Source organism: Deltaproteobacteria bacterium, assembly GCA_016210005.1.
In the GTDB taxonomy this organism is placed as follows: domain Bacteria; phylum Desulfobacterota; class Binatia; order HRBIN30; family JACQVA1; genus JACQVA1.
This window is the reverse complement of the sequence record JACQVA010000227.1, coordinates 1-19466: the sequence shown is the minus strand read 5'-3', so window position 1 is coordinate 19466 and position 19466 is coordinate 1. Positions and strand designations below refer to the sequence as shown.

Annotated in this window: 21 protein-coding genes; 6 read left to right on the top strand and 15 right to left on the bottom strand. The window is 66.4% G+C overall.

Annotated elements, in window-relative coordinates; translation table 11 throughout:
- From HY699_21920 to HY699_21905, 4 genes are all read right to left on the bottom strand, one after another.
- A partial coding sequence (locus HY699_21920; protein ID MBI4518468.1) for a cbb3-type cytochrome c oxidase subunit I occupies window positions 1-1112 on the bottom strand: 1112 nt, incomplete at its 3' end.
- Between the two features lie 7 nt (window positions 1113-1119).
- A complete protein-coding gene (locus tag HY699_21915) occupies window positions 1120-1644 on the bottom strand; it encodes a cytochrome C oxidase subunit II (GenBank protein MBI4518467.1) in 525 nt (174 codons plus the stop codon).
- Window positions 1645-1657: 13 nt separating this feature from the next.
- Window positions 1658-1798: a hypothetical protein gene (locus HY699_21910; GenBank protein MBI4518466.1), complete on the bottom strand. Its 141-nt coding sequence runs from the start codon at window positions 1796-1798 to the stop codon at window positions 1658-1660.
- Complete coding sequence (locus HY699_21905) at window positions 1768-3207, bottom strand: hypothetical protein (protein MBI4518465.1); 1440 nt, start codon at window positions 3205-3207, stop codon at window positions 1768-1770. The genes HY699_21910 and HY699_21905 overlap by 31 nt, the downstream gene beginning before the upstream one ends.
- Before the next feature lie 294 nt (window positions 3208-3501).
- Here HY699_21905 and HY699_21900 point away from each other — a divergent pair, with 294 nt between their 5' ends.
- From HY699_21900 to cobA, 6 genes are all read left to right on the top strand, one after another.
- Entirely contained in the window at window positions 3502-3912 is a 411-nt protein-coding gene (locus HY699_21900) for a cytochrome c (protein MBI4518464.1), read from the top strand.
- Window positions 3913-4009: 97 nt separating this feature from the next.
- Window positions 4010-5647: a c-type cytochrome gene (locus HY699_21895; GenBank protein MBI4518463.1), complete on the top strand. Its 1638-nt coding sequence runs from the start codon at window positions 4010-4012 to the stop codon at window positions 5645-5647.
- Window positions 5648-5662: 15 nt separating this feature from the next.
- Entirely contained in the window at window positions 5663-6856 is a 1194-nt protein-coding gene (locus HY699_21890) for a radical SAM protein (protein MBI4518462.1), read from the top strand.
- The gene (locus HY699_21885; protein ID MBI4518461.1) at window positions 6853-8037 is read left to right on the top strand and encodes a protein nirF; all 1185 of its coding nucleotides are present in this window, start codon (window positions 6853-6855) and stop codon (window positions 8035-8037) included. Before HY699_21890 ends, HY699_21885 begins: the two co-directional genes overlap by 4 nt.
- Before the next feature lie 13 nt (window positions 8038-8050).
- Complete coding sequence (locus HY699_21880) at window positions 8051-9073, top strand: hypothetical protein (GenBank protein MBI4518460.1); 1023 nt, start codon at window positions 8051-8053, stop codon at window positions 9071-9073.
- Window positions 9070-9879, top strand: coding sequence for a uroporphyrinogen-III C-methyltransferase (cobA, locus tag HY699_21875; protein ID MBI4518459.1), 810 nt, complete (start codon window positions 9070-9072; stop codon window positions 9877-9879). The genes HY699_21880 and cobA overlap by 4 nt, the downstream gene beginning before the upstream one ends.
- Before the next feature lie 161 nt (window positions 9880-10040).
- Here the strand turns inward: cobA and HY699_21870 are convergent, their stop codons facing one another.
- The 11 genes from HY699_21870 to alaC form a co-directional block, all read right to left on the bottom strand.
- Window positions 10041-10601 carry a hypothetical protein gene (locus HY699_21870; protein ID MBI4518458.1) on the bottom strand — a complete coding sequence of 187 codons (561 nt, stop codon included), beginning with the start codon at window positions 10599-10601 and terminating at the stop codon, window positions 10041-10043.
- 116 nt (window positions 10602-10717) lie between these two features.
- Window positions 10718-10999: a hypothetical protein gene (locus HY699_21865; GenBank protein MBI4518457.1), complete on the bottom strand. Its 282-nt coding sequence runs from the start codon at window positions 10997-10999 to the stop codon at window positions 10718-10720.
- Window positions 10996-12186 carry an NAD(P)/FAD-dependent oxidoreductase gene (locus tag HY699_21860; protein MBI4518456.1) on the bottom strand — a complete coding sequence of 397 codons (1191 nt, stop codon included), beginning with the start codon at window positions 12184-12186 and terminating at the stop codon, window positions 10996-10998. Before HY699_21860 ends, HY699_21865 begins: the two co-directional genes overlap by 4 nt.
- Before the next feature lie 38 nt (window positions 12187-12224).
- Window positions 12225-12626 (bottom strand): cobalamin B12-binding domain-containing protein, encoded by a 402-nt coding sequence (locus tag HY699_21855; protein ID MBI4518455.1) that lies wholly within the window; start codon window positions 12624-12626, stop codon window positions 12225-12227.
- 35 nt (window positions 12627-12661) lie between these two features.
- Window positions 12662-14302, bottom strand: coding sequence for a methylmalonyl-CoA mutase family protein (locus HY699_21850; protein MBI4518454.1), 1641 nt, complete (start codon window positions 14300-14302; stop codon window positions 12662-12664).
- Window positions 14283-14549, bottom strand: a complete 267-nt coding sequence (locus HY699_21845; GenBank protein ID MBI4518453.1) for a hypothetical protein — start codon at window positions 14547-14549, stop codon at window positions 14283-14285. Before HY699_21845 ends, HY699_21850 begins: the two co-directional genes overlap by 20 nt.
- 2 nt (window positions 14550-14551) lie before the next feature.
- On the bottom strand, window positions 14552-15331 hold the full coding sequence (locus HY699_21840) for an enoyl-CoA hydratase/isomerase family protein (protein MBI4518452.1): 780 nt from the start codon (window positions 15329-15331) through the stop codon (window positions 14552-14554).
- A gap of 99 nt (window positions 15332-15430) precedes the next feature.
- Window positions 15431-16384 carry a class II fructose-bisphosphatase gene (gene glpX / locus HY699_21835; protein ID MBI4518451.1) on the bottom strand — a complete coding sequence of 318 codons (954 nt, stop codon included), beginning with the start codon at window positions 16382-16384 and terminating at the stop codon, window positions 15431-15433.
- Window positions 16385-16471: 87 nt separating this feature from the next.
- Window positions 16472-16666: a GIY-YIG nuclease family protein gene (locus HY699_21830; GenBank protein ID MBI4518450.1), complete on the bottom strand. Its 195-nt coding sequence runs from the start codon at window positions 16664-16666 to the stop codon at window positions 16472-16474.
- A gap of 123 nt (window positions 16667-16789) precedes the next feature.
- Window positions 16790-18109 (bottom strand): homoserine dehydrogenase, encoded by a 1320-nt coding sequence (locus tag HY699_21825; protein MBI4518449.1) that lies wholly within the window; start codon window positions 18107-18109, stop codon window positions 16790-16792.
- Window positions 18110-18113: 4 nt separating this feature from the next.
- Window positions 18114-19310 (bottom strand): alanine transaminase, encoded by a 1197-nt coding sequence (alaC, locus tag HY699_21820; protein MBI4518448.1) that lies wholly within the window; start codon window positions 19308-19310, stop codon window positions 18114-18116.
- Window positions 19311-19466 lie beyond the last annotated feature (156 nt).

Genomic DNA, 19466 nt, shown 5'->3' with positions numbered 1-19466 from the left:
GTCCCCAGGGTCACGCCGGTGATGCCGCCCATGAAGCCGAAGATCAGCAGCGACAGGAACATCGCCGAAAACCCCGGGTTCTTCCACGGCGCGGCGTAGAGCCAGCCGAATAGGCCACGGTTGTGGCCCTGTTTGCGCAGCGCCACCTCCACCGACGCCGGAACGGTGAAGCCGTGGATCATCGAGGCCAGCACCGCCAGGTACATGGCGTAGGAGGTGTTCCAGATCTTCCAACCGGCGCTGACGCCCGGGTCGACCAACAAGTGATGGGCCGAGGCCAGGTTGATGAAAAGGATGTAAAGCACGAAGGCCCCGCGACAGACCAGCTGGTTGAGCGGCTTGGCCCCGGTGGTGAGGGTGCCGAGCAGGTACCACACCGACACCATGGCCGCGACGTTCACCTGCTGTGACGGGTGACCCAAGCCCCACCAGATCAAGCGGTACCACGCGGGATCGATCGAACGGACCCAGCCCATGGCCCACAGCCAGGTCGGAATCAATACCCACGCGCCGTGCAGGATCGTGGTCACCGCGATGATGGCCGCCGCGGTGGCACCGAACACCACCAGCGGTACCGAGCCGGTGTAGGTCTTGTCGCGCCGCGCGATGTACAAGGTGCCGAAGAAGTTGATGACTCCGAGCAGGGTGCCGACGGCGAAGAGAATGATGCCGAGGTAAAAGCTGGGGTGAGCGCGCAACGGCGGATACGAGGTCATCATTACGTCGGCGCCACCGGCGAGCACGATGTAGTCGGTGATGCCGGCGCCCGCGGCCATGAGCACGAAACCGACCCAGCCCAGCAGCGGCAGCCACAGGCGGGAGTTCAGGAGAATGGTGCAGACGAAGTAGAGGATCGCCACCTCCATGAACAGGATCCAGAAGATGAGCATGTTGAGGCCGTGGAAGGTGAGGATGCGATAGAACCAGTTCGCCGGCAGCAAGTGCAACGCCGGCCAGCGCGTCAGCGCCAGCAACAGCGCGGCGATGCCGCCCAAGAACAGCATCACCACCGCCAGCACCGCGTGCAGGCGGATGAAGAGCTGAGCGTTCAAGCACACCGACAAGCCAGTGGTGTCACAAGTGCGGACTTCGCCGCTGCGGTGGTTGCCCATGACTGACTCACTCCACGATCATCTTGCCGGTCATCTTGTGATGCCCGATGCCACAAAACTCGTTGCACACCAGCGTCACCGGCCCGCTCGAGGTCGGCGTGAGCGTCAGCACATGGTCGTACCCCGGTACGGCTTGGAAGTTCATGTTCATCGGCAGTAGCGACAACCCGTGCTGAACGTCGGCGGAGGACACGTGCAGCCGGTAGGTCTGCCCGAGCTTGAGTTTGAGCACCGGATAGAAGTCGAACATCTGCGCCAGCAGGTAGATGTCGCTGCCGGGCGCCGGCGCCACCACCGGCACGCCGTTGTCCTCGCCGACCTTGTTCTGCTCGACAAAGCGCTCGACGCGCTCGCGGAACGCTTTCTTCTCCACCCGGTACGACTCGCCGGTGGAGTTCTGTTTCCCCTTGAGGTGCCAGTACGGCATGGTGACGAACATGATCAGGCACCAGCTCAAGGCCAGCCCGATCCACAGTCGTTCGGCGCCGCTGGGGGCCTGGAACCAATCTTTCGGTGGTGCGGAAATGCTCACGACTGTTCCTCCTTCACGGCAGGGTGGCGGGCGGCACGTTGGCCAGCTCGATCAGGCCCCACAGCGTGTAGGACAGAAACGGGATCAGCAGCCCCAGCAGCAACAGGAGCCACGGATTATCCATCAAGCGCTGAAGCGGATGTTCGTTTGCCATGCCACCTTTCCTTTCTGCACGCCCCACTGCGGCGCCCGGCCGCGCCAACAGGCGATCACGATCGCCAGGAACAACAGGCCGCTGGCGACCGCGACGGCGCCCCCGAGACCCATCACCAACATTCCGATTTCAGCCGCCAGCGAACGGATCTGCTGCTCCGCGCCGTAGGTCTTGCGCAACATGCCGTGAGCGCCGGCCAAGCCGAAACCGATGGCGAACACCGACTGCCCGGCGGCGTAGAGCACGGGCTGCCAGCGCGCCAGGCGCCGCCAGGCCGCCGTAGGTAACGGACTGCCGACGGCAGCGAAGAGCGGGTAGGCGGCCGCCATGTACACCGTCGTCACCGCCCCGATCGAGGCATGATAATGTGCCGGGATCATGGTGTTGGCGCCGCGAATCATCGCGCCGAGCACGAATCCCAGCAAAGTCATCGCGGCGCTGGCGCCGACAACCACCAGCCGCGGATCACGCCAGCCGCCGGGCGGCAAGCTGCCGTCGCGATCGGCCCGCACCACGGCGCGCAGGCACAGCAGTATGAATACCGTGACCACCGGAAACACGCCCCACTGCATCAGTAGGGTGAAGCCGCGATGATACTCGGGCGTCAACGTGCCGCGCGCCGCCAACAGCGGCGCACCCAACAGCGGCGCCACCAGCAGCCCGAACAGCACCGCCGCCGGCGCGCGCTCGAGCGGGGCACGCCCGAGCGCGGCGGTTAGCATCATGATCCACACCGACACCATGCCGGCGGTGCTGGCAAACTGCAGCACGTGGCCGCCGCCCCAGAACACCAACTCGTAGTAACCAGCCGCCGCCAAGCCCGCCGGCGTGCTGGCAACACTGCCGGTGAAGGTGATGATCGCAAGGAGAAACGCCATCGCCGCCGCCCGCAATCCCACCCGCGCCGCGGGTGGCGCCGGGAAGAAACCACTCGCCGTCTCGGCGCTGGGCAACAGCCGCGCGTCCAAGAACGTCGCCACCAGCCCGAGCGCCAGCACGATCAGCCCGGCGAGAAACAGGCCGTGATCAATCACCGGAACGTAGTTGGACAGCAACGGCTGCCCGGCCGGTAACCCGGCGGCCGCCATCAGCAGCAGCAAGCCGAGCCCGCCCAAAACGCTGGCGGGGCCCGCCCGCCGGCTCGGCTGCGCGCACGGTACGGTCAAAAACAGCGCAGCCAGGAAGGCGTAGAACCACACCACCAGCGACAGCACCACGTGCACCACCAGGCAACGCCGAAACAGTTGCGGATCGTCGAACAGCGCGGCCAGGCCAGGCATACGCCCCACCACCAGCAGAACGGCGAAGAGGCCGGCCAACAACAGGCTCCCGACCGCGACCGCGAGCCAGCCGCGCACCGCCGCGCGGTCGAGCGTAGTTGCCGTAGTGGGCAGTAGGTGTTCTCGCATAATCCGGTTCATCCCGCGCGCCGATACACGCCCGCAGTGGCCGTAACCGGCGAGCGCTCCTCAGGCCTGGCAACTCCCATGCCCGGAACTGCCCCTACGCCCACCCGCGACGATGCCGGCGATGGCGGGCCACCGAGGCCGCGGCTGTATACCCGGCTATACGAAGCGCAACCGCGACTATGCAGCAGCGCGTAGCGATGGAGCCGCACCGCAGCGCCAACGCATTGGTTCGCTTCTTGCCAAGCTCAGCGGCGCAGCAGGGTTGGCCCCTGCCTTCAGCAGCGAGGTGAGTGCATGAGATTGAGAACTTGGCTTCCACTGGGCGCGCTGTTCGCCGCCGGCCTCGGGGCCGGCGTGCTGTTCACCACCTTTGGCCCACTCGGAGGATCGGACGGCGCGGCGATGGCTGCCGACGGCGAAAACGGAGCGCAGCTCTACGATGACAAGTGCATCGTCTGCCACACCATCGGCAAAGGTATCCGCAAGGGTCCCGATCTGAAAGACGTCCACAAACGCCGCGACAAGGCCTGGCTCGTCAAGTGGATCAAGGACCCCGAGGGAATGTCCAAGTCCGACCCCACCGCCAAGGAACTGCTCGAGCAGTTCAAGAACACCGACCTGATGGTGAACCTCAACCTGCGGGACGACGAGGTCGAGGACCTGCTCGAATACATCCGTCAGGAGAGCGAGAAAGCCGCCAAGTGAAGCGAAGCGAACCGCCACGTGGCCGCCGTTTCGCCCGCAACACAGACCGTGGTGCAGCGGGAGTGGCCCACAGCCGTAACATGCGAGGTGCGCAGAGATGAAGACACGAATCGGGGTATCAACTAGAGGAAGGCTCCGCTGGAGCCTGTGCGCGGGCTTGCTGGCCAGCCTGCCCGGGTTGTGGAGCGTCGCCTGGGCGCAGCAGCCGGCCGCCGCGCCGCCAAAGCTCTCAGAGCCGGAGTTCAACAAGGCCAAGCAGATCTATTTCGACCGCTGCGCCGGTTGTCACGGCACACTGCGCGCCGGTGCCACCGGGCCAGCAGTCAGCGACAAGCGGGCGCAGGAACTCGGCAACGAGGGGTTGGAAATCATCCTGACCAAGGGCACCCCCGGAGGCATGCCGGCGTGGGGTAAGTCCGGAATCCTTTCGGCGGATGAGATCAAACTGCTGGCCAACTATCTCCAGCTGCCGCCGCCCGAGCCACCCCAGCGCGGGCTGAAGGACATCAAGGAGAGCTGGAAGCTGTTCGTCCCCGTCGACAAGCGCCCGAAGAGCGTGCAGACCAAGCGCAACTGGGAGAACTATTTCGGCGTCATCATGCGCGATGCCGGCAAGGTGGCGATCGTCGACGGCGACAAGAAGGAGCAGGTAGCGGTCATCGATACCGGCTTCGCCGTGCACATCCTGCGCTCCTCCTCCACCGGCCGCTACTTCTACGCCATTGGCCGGGATGGCCGGGTCTCGATGATCGATCTGTGGCCGGACAAACCCACCTTGGTAGCGCAGGTACAGGGCTGCTACGATGCCCGCAGCGTCGAGGCCTCGAAGTACAAGGGCTTCGAAGACAAGCTGGTCATCGAGGGCTGCTATTGGCCGCCGCAGTACGTCGTCCTCGACGGCCAGACGCTCGAGCCCAAGACCGTCGTCGACGTGCTGACTCCGACCTACGATACCAAGGAAGCGCTCAAAGAAGTGCGCGTCGCCTCGATTATCCCGGCCCACGACGGCCCTTACTGGATCGTCAGCCTCAAGGAGTCAGGCTACGTGGCGATTGTCGATTACTCCAAGCCCGGCTTTCCCATGACCTCGAAGATCGCGACCGAGCGCTTCCTCCATGACGGCGGTTGGGACAAGACCAAGCGCTACTTCATGGTCGCGGCTAATATGCGCAACAGCATCGTGGTGGTCGACGCGAAAGAGAAGAAGCTGGTCACCAAGTTCGAGACCGGCATCAAGCCGCATCCCGGCCGCGGCGCCAACTGGGAAGACCCGGAGTTTGGCTCGGTCAACGGCACCGTCCACATCGGTGAAGGCCGACTGGTGGTCTACGGCGCCGACCCGGCCGGCAAGCCGGAACACGCCTGGAAGGTGGTGCGCAACCTTAAGTTGCCTGCCACCGGCGGCCTGTTTCTGAAGACCCACCCGAAGTCACAATGGGTGTGGATGGATTCGCCGCTGAGCAACGACAGCAAGGCGATCGCCAACGTCTGTGTCTACTCGAAGAAGGACGGCAGCATCGAGAAGTGCTTCCAGACCGCCAACCAAGGCCGCGCGGTCCACTTCGAGTACAACAAGGACGGCAACGAGGTCTGGGTGTCCTCGTGGGACAAGAACGGTGAACTGGTGGTCTATGACGACGCCTCGCTCGAAGAGAAGGCACGCATCACCGGCGACTGGGTGGTGACCCCGACGGGCAAGTTCAACGTCTTCAACACCGCCCACGACGTTTACTGACCGGCGCAGGCGCCCATGCTTGAGGTCAGCGACCTGCTGAAGCTTGCCCTCGGCCGCGTCCCGGCCGACTTCAGCGTGAGCCGGGCGCCCGCCCGTTACGGGCCGGGGGGGCGCAACGCCCCTCCGGTAGTGGTGTGGAACGTCTGCCGACACTGCAACCTCAGCTGCCCGCACTGCTACGCCTCAGCCGGCCGCCGTGCCGCGGCCAGCGACCTGAGCACGACCGAGGCGCGTAATCTGCTCGACAGCCTGGCGGGCGTGGGCGTCCGCATCGTCATCTTCAGTGGGGGCGAACCGCTGCTGCGCCCCGACCTCTTCGACCTCATCGCCCACGCCCGCGCCGTTGGCTTGGCACCGCAGCTGTCAACCAACGGTACCTTGATAGATGCCCCCGCAGCTAAACGCTTGGCCGCCGCCGGGGTGCAGTACGTCGGCATCAGCATCGACGGGCTGCCGCAGTTCAACGACCCATATCGCGGCCTGGCGGGTGGCTTTGCCTTAGCCATCGCCGGCATCGGTCATGCCCAGGCCGCCGGACTTCGTACCGGCTTGCGCATGACCCTCAGCCGCCGCAACCACGGCCAACTCGAGGCCCTCCTGCAAGCGGCCGGCGCTGCCGGTGCCAGCCGCTTCTACGTCTCGCACCTGCTCTATTCCGGCCGCGGCCGGCGGCTTGCCGGCGATGACCTCACTGTAAGTGAAACCCGCGCGCTGCTGTTGCGGCTGTTCGAGCGCGGCGCGCAGTCGCTCGAGAGCGGCACACCGGCGGTCGTCACCGGCGGCAACGACTCCGCCGCGGTGCTCTTCCTACAGTGGATTGCCGAGCGTCACGGGGCTGAGGCCGCCGCTCGCGTTTGCGATGCGCTTGCGCGCCGCGGCGGCAACTCGGCGGGAGAGCGCATCTTGAACATCGACGCCCGCGGCCGGGTTCATCCCGACCAGTTCTGGACTGCTGCGACGCTGGGCGACCTGCGCCAGCAGCGCCTGAGCGAGATCCTGCGCCACCCCCTGCGCGCAGAGCTTGCCGGTCGCGAGGCCAGCCTGAGCGGCCGCTGCGGTGCTTGCCGCTATCGCCCGCTGTGCCGCGGCTCGCATCGCGAGCGTGCGCTTGCCGCCACCGGCGACCTCTGGGCGCCGGACCCCGCCTGCGTCATGACCGACAGCGAAATCGGCTGGTCGCCGGCGGCCGAGATCCGAGGCGCGGCATGAAGCCAAGTGCAGCGCTGGCGCTTTGCCTGGCAGCGGCGCTGTCCGGGTGTGCGGCAAGGCAGGGCAGCGTCGGCTCGCGTGTCTTCGTGGTCGAGCGCAACGATGAGACGCTAGCGGTCTACGACCTCACGTCGCGTGCCGTGGTCGGCCGCATCGGTAAACTCGGCAACCTTCAACACGCGACGATGACCTTCTCGCCCGATCTGCGCTACGGCTACGTCGCCAGCCGCAGCGGCAAGCTCAGCCAGATCGACCTGGCGAAGATGGAACGGGCGGGCGAGGTCTTTACATCCAAGAGCTCGATCGACATCGCCGTCAGTCAGGACGGCCGCTACATCGCGACCGCCGAGTATGTTCCCGGCGGACTGACCATCCTCGATGCGCAGACGCTGGCGGTCGTCAAGCGCATCCCGGCGCCGATTGAAGTCGACGGCCAGCAGCGCGAGTCGCGGGTGACCGGGGTGGTCGATGCCCCCGGTAACCGCTTCGTCTGTGTCCTCATGGAAGGACACGAGGTCTGGGTGGTCGACGCCTCACGGCCGGACTTTCCGATCGAGCGGCGCGTGCCGGTGATCGCCGACGAGCCCTACGACGCGATGATCACCCCCGATGGCCGCCACTACGTCGTTGGCCATCTGAACACACCGCAGGTCTCGGTCATCGACCTGGCCCATGCTGAACCAGCACCCCGGCTGGTGTCCCTGCAAGACCCGGCGCAAGCATACCAGCGCGGCCGGGTGGTGAAGCTGCCGCACTTGGCTTCCTGGGCGGTGGCCCGCGGCTACGTGTTCGTTCCCCTGGTGGGCGAGAAGCGTCTGGCGCTGCTCGATCGCAACAGCTGGGAGTTCAAGCGCTCGATCGCGGTGCGCGGCCATCCGGTGTACGCGGTGCGCGCGCCGGGTGAGCGCGAGGTGTGGGTCAGCTTCTCGGGCGAGGACGACGACGCTTACGTGCAGGTCATCGATACCGAGACACTGGCGGTGACGCACACGATCCGGATCGGCGGCCGCGTCTACCACATGGACTTCACCCCGCGCGGCAGCCATCTGTTGGCTTCCGCCAACCGCGACAACAAGCTCGTGCTGGTCAACACCACGAGCTACAGCGTCGAGTCCGAAGTCGCGCTACGCTCGCCCTCGGGCATCTTCGGCGTCTGGCGCGCGTTCATCAGTGGCCTGTAACAGTTGGTGTCGTATGAGCCTGTCCCCGACCGAAGAAAACGCGCTCGCCCGGGCGGTCCAAGCCGGCGTGCCGTTGCGCCCGCGCCCGTTCGACGAGTTGGCCCGCGCGCTCGGGCTGGAGGCAAGGGCCGTACTGGCGCAGCTACGCGCTTGGGCCGCCGCCGGCAAGTTGCGCGAGATCTCCGCCGTGCTCGAGGGCAGCTTGCTCGGCTACGAGAGCGCGCTGTGCACGGCCGCGGTGCCGGAGCAGGAATTGGCGCGGGTGGCTGCCGCGGTCAACGAGCATCCCACCGTCAGTCACAACTACGTGCGCGATCACGCTTACAACCTGTGGTTCACGATCGCCGCCCCGGCCGCCATGGGCCTGCTGCCGACCCTCGAACGGTTGGCGGCCGCCTGCGGCGTGCCGCGCTTTCACCCGCTGCGGCGTACGCGCACCTACAAGGTGGGCGTCAACTTCGACCTCTTGCGCCGTTGCAGCCTGACCCAACCGCCGGCACCGGCGCCGGCTGCCTGTACGCGCTCGGCGAGCGCGGCGCAGGTACGGATGTTTCGCGCACTGCAAACGCCGCTGCCGCTGGTGGCCGAGCCGTTTGCCGAGATGGCTCGATGCGCTGACGCCGACCCCGAGACCCTGCTGGCGTTTGCCCGCTCGCAGCTTGGCGGCACCATCCGCCGCTTCGTGGGAACCTTCCATCATCGCGCGCTGGGTGTGCGCGGTAACGGCATGGTGGTGTGGCAGGTTCATGAAGATCAGCTCGATCGCGCGGGCGCGCGGTTGGCGGCGGTGCCGGAGGTGAGCCACTGCTACGCGCGCGAGTCGTTCGCAGCTTTTCCGTACAGCTTGTACAGCATGATCCACGGGCCCGACGAGGACAGCGTTCGCGCGCTGGCGGCGCGGCTGGCGCCGGCGGTCGGCGCCGATGACTACCTCGTGCTCTTCAGCGTGCAGGAACTCAAGAAATGCCGGTTGCGCTATTTCTTGCCGGAACTCGATCAGTGGTGGGCGCAACACGCCTGCAAGGCGGCGGCATGACCGGCCGCGTGGTCATCGTCGGCGCCGGACCGGGTGATCCCGAGTTGATCACCTTGCGCGGCTGGCGCGCTCTGCAAGAGGCGGATGTGGTGGTCTACGACAGCCTCGTCGATGAGCGATTGCTGGAGGGCTTGGACTGCGAGCTGATCTTCGCCGGCAAGCGCTGCGGCCGCCACAGCATGTCGCAGGAGCGCATCACCGAACTGGTCGCCAACCTGGCACTCGCCGGCAAACAGGTGGTGAGGTTGAAGGGTGGCGATCCGACCATGCTCGGCCGCACCGGGGAGGAGACGTTGAGGCTGGCCGTGCTCGGGATTGCCTTCGAGATCGTTCCTGGTGTCTCCAGCGCCTTGGCGGCGCCGGCGGCGGCCGGGATTCCAGTCACCCATCGCGGCCTGGCCGACAGCGTCTGCGTGGTGTCGGCTCACCGGCGCGAGGACCAGCCCGATTTCTCTATCCCACCTTACAGCCCCCGCACGACGCTGGTGTTGCTGATGGCGGTGCAGACGGTTGAAATCTGGAGCCGACAGCTGCGCCAGCAGGGTTACCCCGCCGATCTGGCGGTCGCTTTCATCACCGCCGGCACCACCGCTGAGCAGAAGGTGTTGACCACCACCGTCGAGCACGCCGCCGCGGCCGCTGCGGCTGCCACCCTGGGCTCGCCGACACTGGCAGTGGTGGGCCGGGTCGTCGAGTTGGGCCGGTCGCTGGCTTGGTTCGAGCAGCGGCAACGGCCGCGGCGCCGGCTCAATCGCCGGTCACGCGGGCTGCAAGCCGCCGCTGTTCTGCTGCCAGTTGCGCACTGACAGTGATCGGATAGCTGCGGGTTCGACGCGGTTGGCGAAATCCGCCGCCGCCATCGTCGGCTCGTAGAGATCTGTGGCCAGTGCGAGCGCGCGCTCGTTCATCTCGGCAGGCTGTCACCTTCGCGAACAAGATCACACCGGCGCTCGCCGTCGCCGGCGACTCAATGCTGTTGCTGGGCACGCATGGCCTTGAGGCCTGCTGCCATCATCTCATCGACGGCTAGTTCGCTCTCCTGCATTTGCCCCAACATGACGCAGGCGGTGCGATCGGCACACAAAGCGATACGGGAGAGGCGGCCGTTGCGCCGCTCGACCCGCAAGAGCCCCGCGCCCAGCGCTTCCTCGAAGGTCTCGGCATGCGGCCGGCCCTCGGCCCGAAAGACGATCGTGCGCACGGGCGCGGGCTCACTCGCGAGCAGCGCTTGTGCTCGTTCGGCCAGCGCTGCCGGAACACCGGCTCCGTCAGCGTCGATGATCCACAGCTCCTCCACGCTCTTGCCGGCAACAAAGCGCGCGACCAGCCGTGTTCCGGGCGCGGCGGTGAATACTACCCGGTCGGGCGTAACCGGGGACGAGGTGGCCGCGCCGAACTGCCCAGTGTACGCCGCCTGCGTCCGGCCCAGTTCATTCGGCACAACGGTATCAACGCTCCGTCCAGTATTGCGGCAGCCGGCGGACACAACCAACACGGCAGCCGCCGTCAGATTCACCAGAATTCGCATCGCAACGGCCTCCACTAGTTACTATGCCGGCAAGCGGGCGCCAGCTCCAGGCTCGTGTGCTCCATAGCAGGGCGAAATGTCGCCTTCAACGAAGCCGAGCGGCAGCGCCCCCTGGATCATTGGCCGCGCCCGGTGCCTTGGCGCCGTAGTACCTCATCCAAGCGGCGGCGCTCTTCGTCTGTCACCTCCTCGGCTGCATCGCCGGTGGATAGTGCAGTCACTGCTGGTGATGAGAGCGGTGGAGTTGCGGCCGCGGGGGCCACCGGCGCCGGCGGCTGGCTGCGTAGGGCCTGCCAGACAAACCAGGCGCTCAGCCCGAGCGCCAGCAAGCCGGCGACCCAGCCGAAGACGGCCGCGGCCGGCGCAACCCGCTCGCGGTCGTGGGCAGCAAGTCTCACGCGGGAACCGTACGTGCCGGGGGGGCGAAATCACCTGACCAGAGCGCGCGCAGCGCGTCCCAGCCGCTGCGCCGGTCCCAGCCGTCGACGCCGTTGTACCAGCGCAGGCCGATTTCTTGCGCTCGCCGGCTGTGGGCGGCGACGCTGAACCACACTCGCCAGGTGGGGCCGTAGAAGAGCCTGACGCCCAGATGCAGGCGCCGTAGCTTCTTACCCAGCCAGGACGAGCGAATGTCGCGCTCGTAAGCCGCGAACGAGAAGTCACCCGATGCCAAGGCCGCTGCCGCCGCCTCGGCGGCACGCCGGCCATATTCGAGCGCGAACGAGATCCCTTCTCCCATCAGCGGATCGACCCCCGCGGCATCACCCGCCAACATCACGCCCGCGCCCGCCAACGGCTCGCGCTCGTGGTACCAACGGATCGGAAACGCCTCGTACTTCGGTCGCTTGCCGGCCATCCGATCGACGGCGTCATCGAGCAGCTGGGTCAAGCGCGCCCCCGGCGTGTCCACCGCGTAGATGCCGACATTGACGTGCGCGACGCCGTCGATCCAGCAGGGGAAGGCCCAGGTGTAACCGCGCAGGCCGCGAGCGACCGCGGTGAAGTTGAACTCGTAGCGTTGCGCGGCGAACCCATTCCAGTCGGTGTCGGCGATCGGAATGTCGCCCATGATCGCGCGGCCGACGCAGCCGCGAGCGGCACTCACCAGCCGCCGGCGCAGCAAGCTGCCCGAGCCGTCGGCGGCGATTACGGCGCGCGTCCGGTAGCAACCACGTTCGGTCACAAGTCGGATGGCCGCGCCCTCGCGCGCCACCTCGATCACCTTCTCGGACTCGCGGATGGTAATGCCGCGCCGGCGGGCCGCGGCTGCCAGGGAGGCGTCGAATTGGTTGCGCCGGATGACGCGGCAGAGGTCGTTGCCTTCGTACGATACGTTGCGTACCGGTGTCAGCACAGCGGCCCGATCGCAGACCACGTGCGGCACCGTCAACTCGACGCCGAGAGCCTCCAGCAACTGGAGCGAGTGTGGGATCAAACCCCCGGCACACACCTTGTGACGAGGATGGCGGGCTTTTTCCAGCACCAGCGTCTCGCCGGCCAGGACCGGATCGAGTTGCGCCAGGCGCAAGGCCGCACCCGTACCCGCGGGGCCGGAACCGACGATGATCAGTGGGCGCTCTTCCATGACAACGAAAGGCGGCAGCCAGCGCTCCGCCAGGCTCCCTAGCGGGCGCGCACGTGCGCCCGCACCCAGTCGATGATGGCTTCGGTGCTGGCGCCGGGGGTGAAGATCTCGGCCACGCCCTTGCGCTTGAGCTCGGGAACGTCTTCCGCCGGGACGATGCCGCCGCCGAACAGTACCACTTCGCCCGCACCCTTCTGCTTGAGCAAATCGATCACGGCCGGAAACAACGTCATGTGCGCGCCCGAGAGGATGCTCAGGCCGATGGCGTCGACGTCCTCCTGCACGGCAGTCTCGGCGATCATTTCCGGGGTCTGGTGCAAGCCGGTGTAGATCACCTCGAAGCCGGCATCGCGCAGGGCGCGGGCGATGATCTTGGCCCCACGATCGTGCCCATCGAGGCCGGGCTTGGCGATCAGAATACGCAGCGGTTTCTCAGCCATGGCAGTCCTCTGTGGTTGAGTCTAGTCCGTTTCAGTCAGATCCAAGCCGGGTCGCGGTAGACCCCCAGCACCTCGCGGAAGACGTCGGCGATCTCCCCCACTGTGCACTCGGCCTTCACCGCGGCGATGATGGGCGGCATCAGGTTGGCCGAGCCGCGGGCGGCTTCGGCCACGGCGGCGAGCGCCTGGCGCACCGCCGCGGCCGGACGGTTGCGTTTGCACTGGCGCAGGCGCTCGCTTTGCTGCCGCTCGACTTCGTGGTGAATCTTGAGCACCTGCAGCGGAGGCTCGTGCTCGAGCGCGTACTTGTTGACACCGACCATGACCTTATCGCCGCGGTCGAGCTGCTGCTGGAAGCGGTAGGCCGACTCGGCGATTTCTTTTTGCGGGAAGCCGAGCTCGATGGCGCGCACGATGCCGCCGAGCTCGTCAATGCGTTTGATGTAGGCCGCGGCTTCGCGCTCCATGCGATCGGTGAGCGCCTCAACGGCGTAACTGCCGCCGAGCGGATCGACGACGTTGGCCACCCCGCTTTCCTCGGCAATCACTTGCTGGGTGCGTAACGCCACCAGCGCCGCTTGCTCACTCGGGAGCGCCAGTGTCTCGTCCATCGAGTTGGTATGCAGCGACTGCGTCCCGCCGAGTACCGCCGCCAACGCCTGCAGCGCCACACGCACGACGTTGTTCAATGGCTGCTGCGCCGTCAGACTGCAGCCGGAGGTTTGCGCGTGCGTGCGCAGCATCAACGAGCGCGGGTTGGTGGCGCCGAAGCGCTCGCGCATGATGCGCGCCCACAGCCGGCGCGCGGCGCGGAATTTCGCCACCTCTTCGAGGAAGTCGCTGTGGACGTTGAAGAAGAACGACAAGCGCGGGGCGAAGCTATCTACCGCTAGGCCGCGCGCTACCGCCGCGTCGACGTAGCCGATGCCGTCGGCCAGGGTGAAGGCGAGTTCCTGCACCGCGGTCGCGCCGGCTTCGCGGATGTGGTAGCCGGAGATCGACACCGGATGCCAGCGCGGGGCGTGCTCGGCGCAGAACTCGATCATGTCGATGACGATCCTCAAGGAGGGCTGCGGCGGGCAAATCCACTCCTTCTGCGCAATGAACTCTTTGAACATGTCGTTTTGAATGGTGCCGCCGAGCTGGCGCCAGGACACGCCCTGCTTCTCGGCCACCGCGAAATACATGGCCAGCAGAATGCTGGCGGTGCAGTTGACCGTCATCGAGGTGGTGACCTCGCCCAGCGGAATGCCGGCGAACAGCTCTTCCATGTCAGCCAGGCAGGAGATGGCCACGCCTTCGCGGCCGACCTCGCCGAGCGCACGCGGGTGATCGGCGTCGTAACCCATCAATGTCGGCATATCGAAGGCGGTCGACAGGCCGGTCTGCCCTTGGGCCAGCAGGAACTTGAAACGCTCGTTGGTATCGCGCGCCGAGCCGAAACCGGCGAACTGGCGCATGGTCCACAGCCGGCCACGGTACATCGACGGATAAATACCGCGAGTGTATGGAAACTCACCGGGTGAACCCAAGTCGAGCTCGGGGCGAGAACCGTTGCGTTGCGCCTCGGTGTAAAGCGCTTCGACCTCCATGTCGGAGACGGTCGAGTAGCGCGGCAGCCGCTGGCTTGCCGGCGTCCGGCGCCCGGCTAGGCCATCACTCTTGTTCGTGCTCATGGCCTCCCCGTGCGCTGCCGTTGCCCAGACGGCCGCGAATCAGTCCGCGTGCCACCCGCAGCCAGTCCGGCGGCACCAAGACATGCACCTGCCCGAGGGCGCCGAAGGTCAGTGGCTCGAGCCCGAAGCGCATACTGCCGAGGTGGCAGGGAACACCCCAATGTTCGAGGTAGCCGCGCACGATGTGGGCCTCGGCATCCAGCGGCGAGCTGAAACACACCTGCCAGTCTGATGGATCGGCGCTCACAGTCAACGTCCGGCAAAAGCGGCTTTGCGTTTGGCCAAGAAGGCGGCCATGCCTTCCTTCTGATCGGCGGTACTGAAGGTCAGGGCGAAGGCTTCGGCTTCGTAGCGACAGCCGTCTTCAAGCGCCATGTCGGCACCGGCACTGATTGCGGCCTTGGCCTGCTGCAGGGCAAGCGGGGCCTTGCCGGCGAGGTCGGCGGCCACGCGCAAGACCTCGGGAAGCAAATCGGTGCGTGGCAGCACGCGGTTGACCAAGCCGAGGCGTTCGGCCTCGGCCGCGCTGATGGTTGCACCGGTGTACGTCAGCTCGCGCGCGCGTGCGATCCCGATGCGGCGCGCCAGCCGTTGGGTGCCGCCGAAGCCCGGGATGATGCCCAAGTTGATTTCGGGCTGTCCGAACTTGGCGCTGTCGGCGGCGTAGATGAAGTCGCAGGCCAGCGCCAGCTCCAGACCGCCGCCTAGAGCAAAACCGTTGACTGCGGCGATCACCGGAATCGGCATTTCCTCGAGACTGCGCATCAGCGCCTGCCCGCGGCGGGCAAATATGCGCGCCGCGATGCTCGACATGGCCGACATCGCGGCAATATCGGCTCCGGCCACGAAGGCGCGCTCGCCCGCACCGGTAATGATCAAGCAGCGCACCCCCGCCGGGCGGCAGCCGGCCAGGTGTAGGCCCAGCTCGGCGAGCGTTTGGTCGTCGAGCGCGTTGAGCACCTGAGGCCGATTGACGGTCAGGATCGCGACCGCCTCGTGGCGCTCGAAGAGGGTGGAGCTGGTTTCCATAACGGCGATCTTCCTAGCCGGCAGCCCTCAACGCCGCAACCGGCGCGTGTCCGCGCCGCCCTGCCAGCGATTCAAGTCCTTTGGCACGGCCCCGGCGCATCAGTACTCCGGCTTAAAATCGAAGCGGTGGATGGCTTCGATGAAGCGAATGGTGCGGGTGCGCGAGCGCATCACCACCGAGTTGGTGGTGGCGCCGCCTTTGAAGAAGCGGACTCCGCGCAGGTAATCACCGTCGGTGACCCCGCTGGCGGCGAACATCACGCTGCCCGAGGCCATGTCCTCGGCGCCGTACTTCTTCTGCAAGTCGGTGATCCCGACCGCGGCCGCGCGTGCGGCGTCTTCGCTGTTGCGGATGCGCAGGCGGCCCTGCATCTCGCCGCCCGAGCAGCGCATTGCCGCCGCGGTGAGAATGCCCTGGTGGGCACCGCCGGTGCCCACCAGTAGATCGATGCCCGAGCCCGGCCGGGTGGCCGCCATGCCGGCGGCAACGTCGCCATCGCTGAGCAAGCGCACGCGCGCCCCGGCTTTGCGGATTTCGTTGATCAGCTGCTCGTGGCGCGGGCGATCGAGCACCGCCACGGTCAGGTCGGCGACGTACACTCCTTTGGCCTCCGACAGCGCGCGCAGGTTATCGGTGGCCGACTTGTCGAGATCGATCACGCCGCGGCCTTCGGTGCCGGCCGCGATCTTGTCCATGTACATGTCGGGACAACGCAAGAAGCCGTCGCGTTCGGCCATGGCGATGATCGACAAGGCGTTGTAACCACCGGTGGCGCAAATGGTGGCGCCCTCGAGCGGATCGAGCGCCACATCTACCGATGGACCGCTGCCGTTGCCGACGTGCTCGCCGGTATAGAGGATATCGGCTTCGCCCGGCTCACCTTCGCCAATCGCCACTACCCCGCTGATGGCGATCGAGGCGAAGGCCTTGCGCATTGCCTGCGCGGCGGCACGGTCAGTGGCCGCAATGTCGCCGCGACCCATCAGCCGCGCCGAGGCCAAGGCGGCGGCTTCGGTCACCCGGACTGCTTCGAGGGCGAGGTTGCGCTCCATACTTCCAATCCCCTCCGTTCTGCCGCCCGGCTCGAGCCTGCGGTCATCACGCTTTCTCTTATCGAACTTCGGGAGACTGTGCCAGGTTCAGGCGGACAAAGGTTTTTCGGCGGGTGTGCGACAAATCTGTGGGTAACGTGCAACGCCGTACTTGGCCGAAAAACCCTCCACTACCTTGCTCTTATGCTGCCACACCCGCGTTGCCAGCTGTGAGGCCACCCCAATGTACAGCGTGCCGTTCCGTTTGCTGGCCAGGATGTAAACGCAGAACTGCTTGTCCATAGCGCCAAACGCCCAACTGGATTCCCGCTTTCGCGGGAACGACGGCCATAACACCGAACCACGTTACCCACAAATTTGTCGCGCACCCTTTTCCGGCCGCCGCCGGCCGTGACCGGGCCGGGCTCACTGGCCGAGGCTGTCTTCGATCCGGATCGACACGGCTTTACCCCGCACCACGGGCAGGCGATCGATCTGCCGCAGCGCGCGGCGCAGCTCGGCTTCCGGGCTGAGATGCGTGCGCAAGACGATGGGGACGCGGCCGCCGGCTTCACGCCCGCGTTGAATCATCGAGGCAATCGAGATCCCGTGGCTGCCGAGAATGCCGGCGATCCGCGCCAGCACCCCAGGTCGATCCTGGACCAGGAAGCGCAGATAGAACTCGCTGGTGAGCGCGCCCAGCGGCTTGATGCGGGTCGTGCGCTGTCGCGCCAGCGGGTAACCCAGCGGCGGTACCCGCCCGCGGCTGCCGTGTAGGCGATTGCGCGCCACCTCGATGAGATCGGCCACCACCGCCGTTGCCGTCGGCATCATGCCCGCGCCCAAGCCGAAGTACATGCTGGCGCCCAAGGCCTCACCGCGCACGGCGATGGCATTGAGCGCACCGTTGACCTCGGCGAGCAGGTGCGTGCGCGGCACCATCGCCGGCTGCACCCAGGCTTCGAGGCCGTCGCTGTCTTCTTTGGCCACGGCGAGCAGCTTGATGACGTAGCCGAAATCCTTGGCGTAGCTGATGTCGAGCTGGCTGAGCTGGCGGATGCCGGCAGTGGGAATGCGCTCGAAACGCACTCGTGCTCCCAGCGCCAGTTGAATCAGCAGGGTGAGCTTGTGAGCGGCATCGACGCCGTCGACGTCGAAGCTGGGATTGGCCTCCGCCAGCCCCTGCGCTTGCGCCGCGCGCAGTACATCCTCGAACTCCCCACCCTGGTTGGTCATGGTTGTCAGGATGTAGTTCGAGGTGCCGTTGACGATGCCGTAGACGGCGCGGTTGTGATCTGCCGCCAAGCCTTCCTTGAGCACGCGGATGATCGGGATGCCGCCGCCGACGCTGGCCTCGAAGCCGAGATCGACACCGGCCTTCTCGGCGGCGGCGAAGATCTCACGGCCATGGACTGCGAGCAGGGCCTTGTTGGCGGTGACCACGTCCTTGCCGTTGGCGAGCGCGGCCAGGACGAAGCGGCGGGCGGGCTCATAGCCGCCCATGAGCTCGATGACGATGTCGATCGACGGATCGTTGAGAATGGCCGTGGCGTCGTTGGTCAGCAGCTTACGACCGACCTTGACGCCGCGGTCGGTCTTCAGGTCGAGATCGGCGATGCGCACCAGCCTGAGCGCGGCGCCGAGCTTCTCGCTGATCTGCCGCTGCTGGCGCTGCAAGAGCTTGACGACGCCGGTGCCGATCGTGCCGAAGCCGATCAGCCCGACCCGAATCGCGGGGGCGGCCATGGGGTTATGCGGTTGTGCCGCTGTCGGCGACTCCGAGGGCGCGACGAATGCCGCGCACCGCCTGGCGCGTGCGGTGTTCGTTCTCGATCAGTGCAAAGCGGACGTACTCGTCACCGTAAGCGCCGAAGCCCACGCCCGGCGACACCGCCACCTTGGCCTGCTGGAGCAGAAACTTGGAGAATTCGAGTGAGCCCATTTGCAGGAAGGCTTCCGGAATCTTGGCCCAGACGAACATCGTGGCCTTGGGTTTGGCCACCGGCCAGCCGGCGCGATTGAGCCCGTCCACCAGGGTGTCGCGCCGGCTCTGGTAGGTCTGGCAGATCTCCTGCACGCAATCCTGCGGCCCGTTGAGCGCATGGATCGCGGCAATCTGGATGGGCTGGAAGATGCCGTAGTCGAGGTAGCTCTTGATGCGGGCTAGGGCGCCGACCATTGCTTGGTTGCCGACGGCGAAACCCACCCGCCAGCCCGGCATGTTGTAGCTCTTTGATAACGTGTAGAACTCGACTCCGATATCCTTGGCCCCCGGCACCTGCAGAAAGCTCGGCGGCTGGTAGCCGTCGAAGACCAGGTCGGCGTAAGCCAAGTCATGGACCACCAGCAGGTCGTGCTCGCGGGCAAACTCGACGATGCGGTGGAAGAAGTCGAGGTTGACCACCTCGGTGGTCGGGTTGTGGGGAAAATTGAGGATGAGCATGCGCGGCTTGGGCCAGGTTTGGCGAATGGCCTCGACCAGGTTGGCGAAGAAGTCGCTGCCCGGCAGCAGCGGCACGCTCCGTAGATCGCCGCCGGCGATGATCACCGAGTACTGATGGATCGGGTAGGTCGGGCTCGGGCACAGCACCACGTCGCCCGGGCCCAACACGGCCAGCGCCAGGTGGGCGATGCCCTCTTTCGAGCCGATGGTGACCACCGCCTCGCTGTCGGGATCGAGTTCGACGTTGTAGCGCCGCCGATACCAGTCGCAGATGGCTAGGCGGAGCTTGTAGATGCCGCGCGAGACCGAGTAGCGATAATTGGTCGGGTTCTGGGCGGCTTCGAGCAGCTTGGCCACCACGTGCGGGGGCGTGGCCCCGTCGGGGTTGCCCAAGCCGAAGTCGATGATGTCCTCGCCCGCCCGGCGCGCCTGCTGCTTGAGGTCGTTGACGATGTTGAAGATGTAAGGGGGCAGACGCTTGATGCGCGGAAAGTCCATGACCAGCCGGGTTTGTAATCAATTTGCGCAGCGCGCGCAAATTGACCGTTTCCACGGGCGCAGAGCGGGTGTGCGACAAATCTGTGGGTAACGTGCAGCCGACCGGGCAAATCCTCACCAGTCTGACAGTACTGTGTACTGTCAGGCCGAGGCCCATGGCCG

Bases quoted from the DNA above. Each gene is read 5' to 3' on its own strand.
- HY699_21900 (MBI4518464.1), top strand. From the start codon at position 3,502: ATGAGATTGAGAACTTGGCTTCCACTGGGCGCGCTGTTCGCCGCCGGC.
- HY699_21910 (MBI4518466.1), bottom strand. From the start codon at position 1,798: ATGGCAAACGAACATCCGCTTCAGCGCTTGATGGATAATCCGTGGCTC.
- HY699_21860 (MBI4518456.1), bottom strand. From the start codon at position 12,186: ATGGAAGAGCGCCCACTGATCATCGTCGGTTCCGGCCCCGCGGGTACG.
- HY699_21890 (MBI4518462.1), top strand. From the start codon at position 5,663: ATGCTTGAGGTCAGCGACCTGCTGAAGCTTGCCCTCGGCCGCGTCCCG.
- HY699_21895 (MBI4518463.1), top strand. From the start codon at position 4,010: ATGAAGACACGAATCGGGGTATCAACTAGAGGAAGGCTCCGCTGGAGC.
- HY699_21880 (MBI4518460.1), top strand. From the start codon at position 8,051: ATGAGCCTGTCCCCGACCGAAGAAAACGCGCTCGCCCGGGCGGTCCAA.
- HY699_21855 (MBI4518455.1), bottom strand. From the start codon at position 12,626: ATGGCTGAGAAACCGCTGCGTATTCTGATCGCCAAGCCCGGCCTCGAT.
- HY699_21840 (MBI4518452.1), bottom strand. From the start codon at position 15,331: ATGGAAACCAGCTCCACCCTCTTCGAGCGCCACGAGGCGGTCGCGATC.
- HY699_21885 (MBI4518461.1), top strand. From the start codon at position 6,853: ATGAAGCCAAGTGCAGCGCTGGCGCTTTGCCTGGCAGCGGCGCTGTCC.
- HY699_21870 (MBI4518458.1), bottom strand. From the start codon at position 10,601: ATGCGAATTCTGGTGAATCTGACGGCGGCTGCCGTGTTGGTTGTGTCC.
- HY699_21905 (MBI4518465.1), bottom strand. From the start codon at position 3,207: ATGCGAGAACACCTACTGCCCACTACGGCAACTACGCTCGACCGCGCG.
- HY699_21825 (MBI4518449.1), bottom strand. From the start codon at position 18,109: ATGGCCGCCCCCGCGATTCGGGTCGGGCTGATCGGCTTCGGCACGATC.
- HY699_21850 (MBI4518454.1), bottom strand. From the start codon at position 14,302: ATGAGCACGAACAAGAGTGATGGCCTAGCCGGGCGCCGGACGCCGGCA.
- glpX (MBI4518451.1), bottom strand. From the start codon at position 16,384: ATGGAGCGCAACCTCGCCCTCGAAGCAGTCCGGGTGACCGAAGCCGCC.
- cobA (MBI4518459.1), top strand. From the start codon at position 9,070: ATGACCGGCCGCGTGGTCATCGTCGGCGCCGGACCGGGTGATCCCGAG.
- HY699_21830 (MBI4518450.1), bottom strand. From the start codon at position 16,666: ATGGACAAGCAGTTCTGCGTTTACATCCTGGCCAGCAAACGGAACGGC.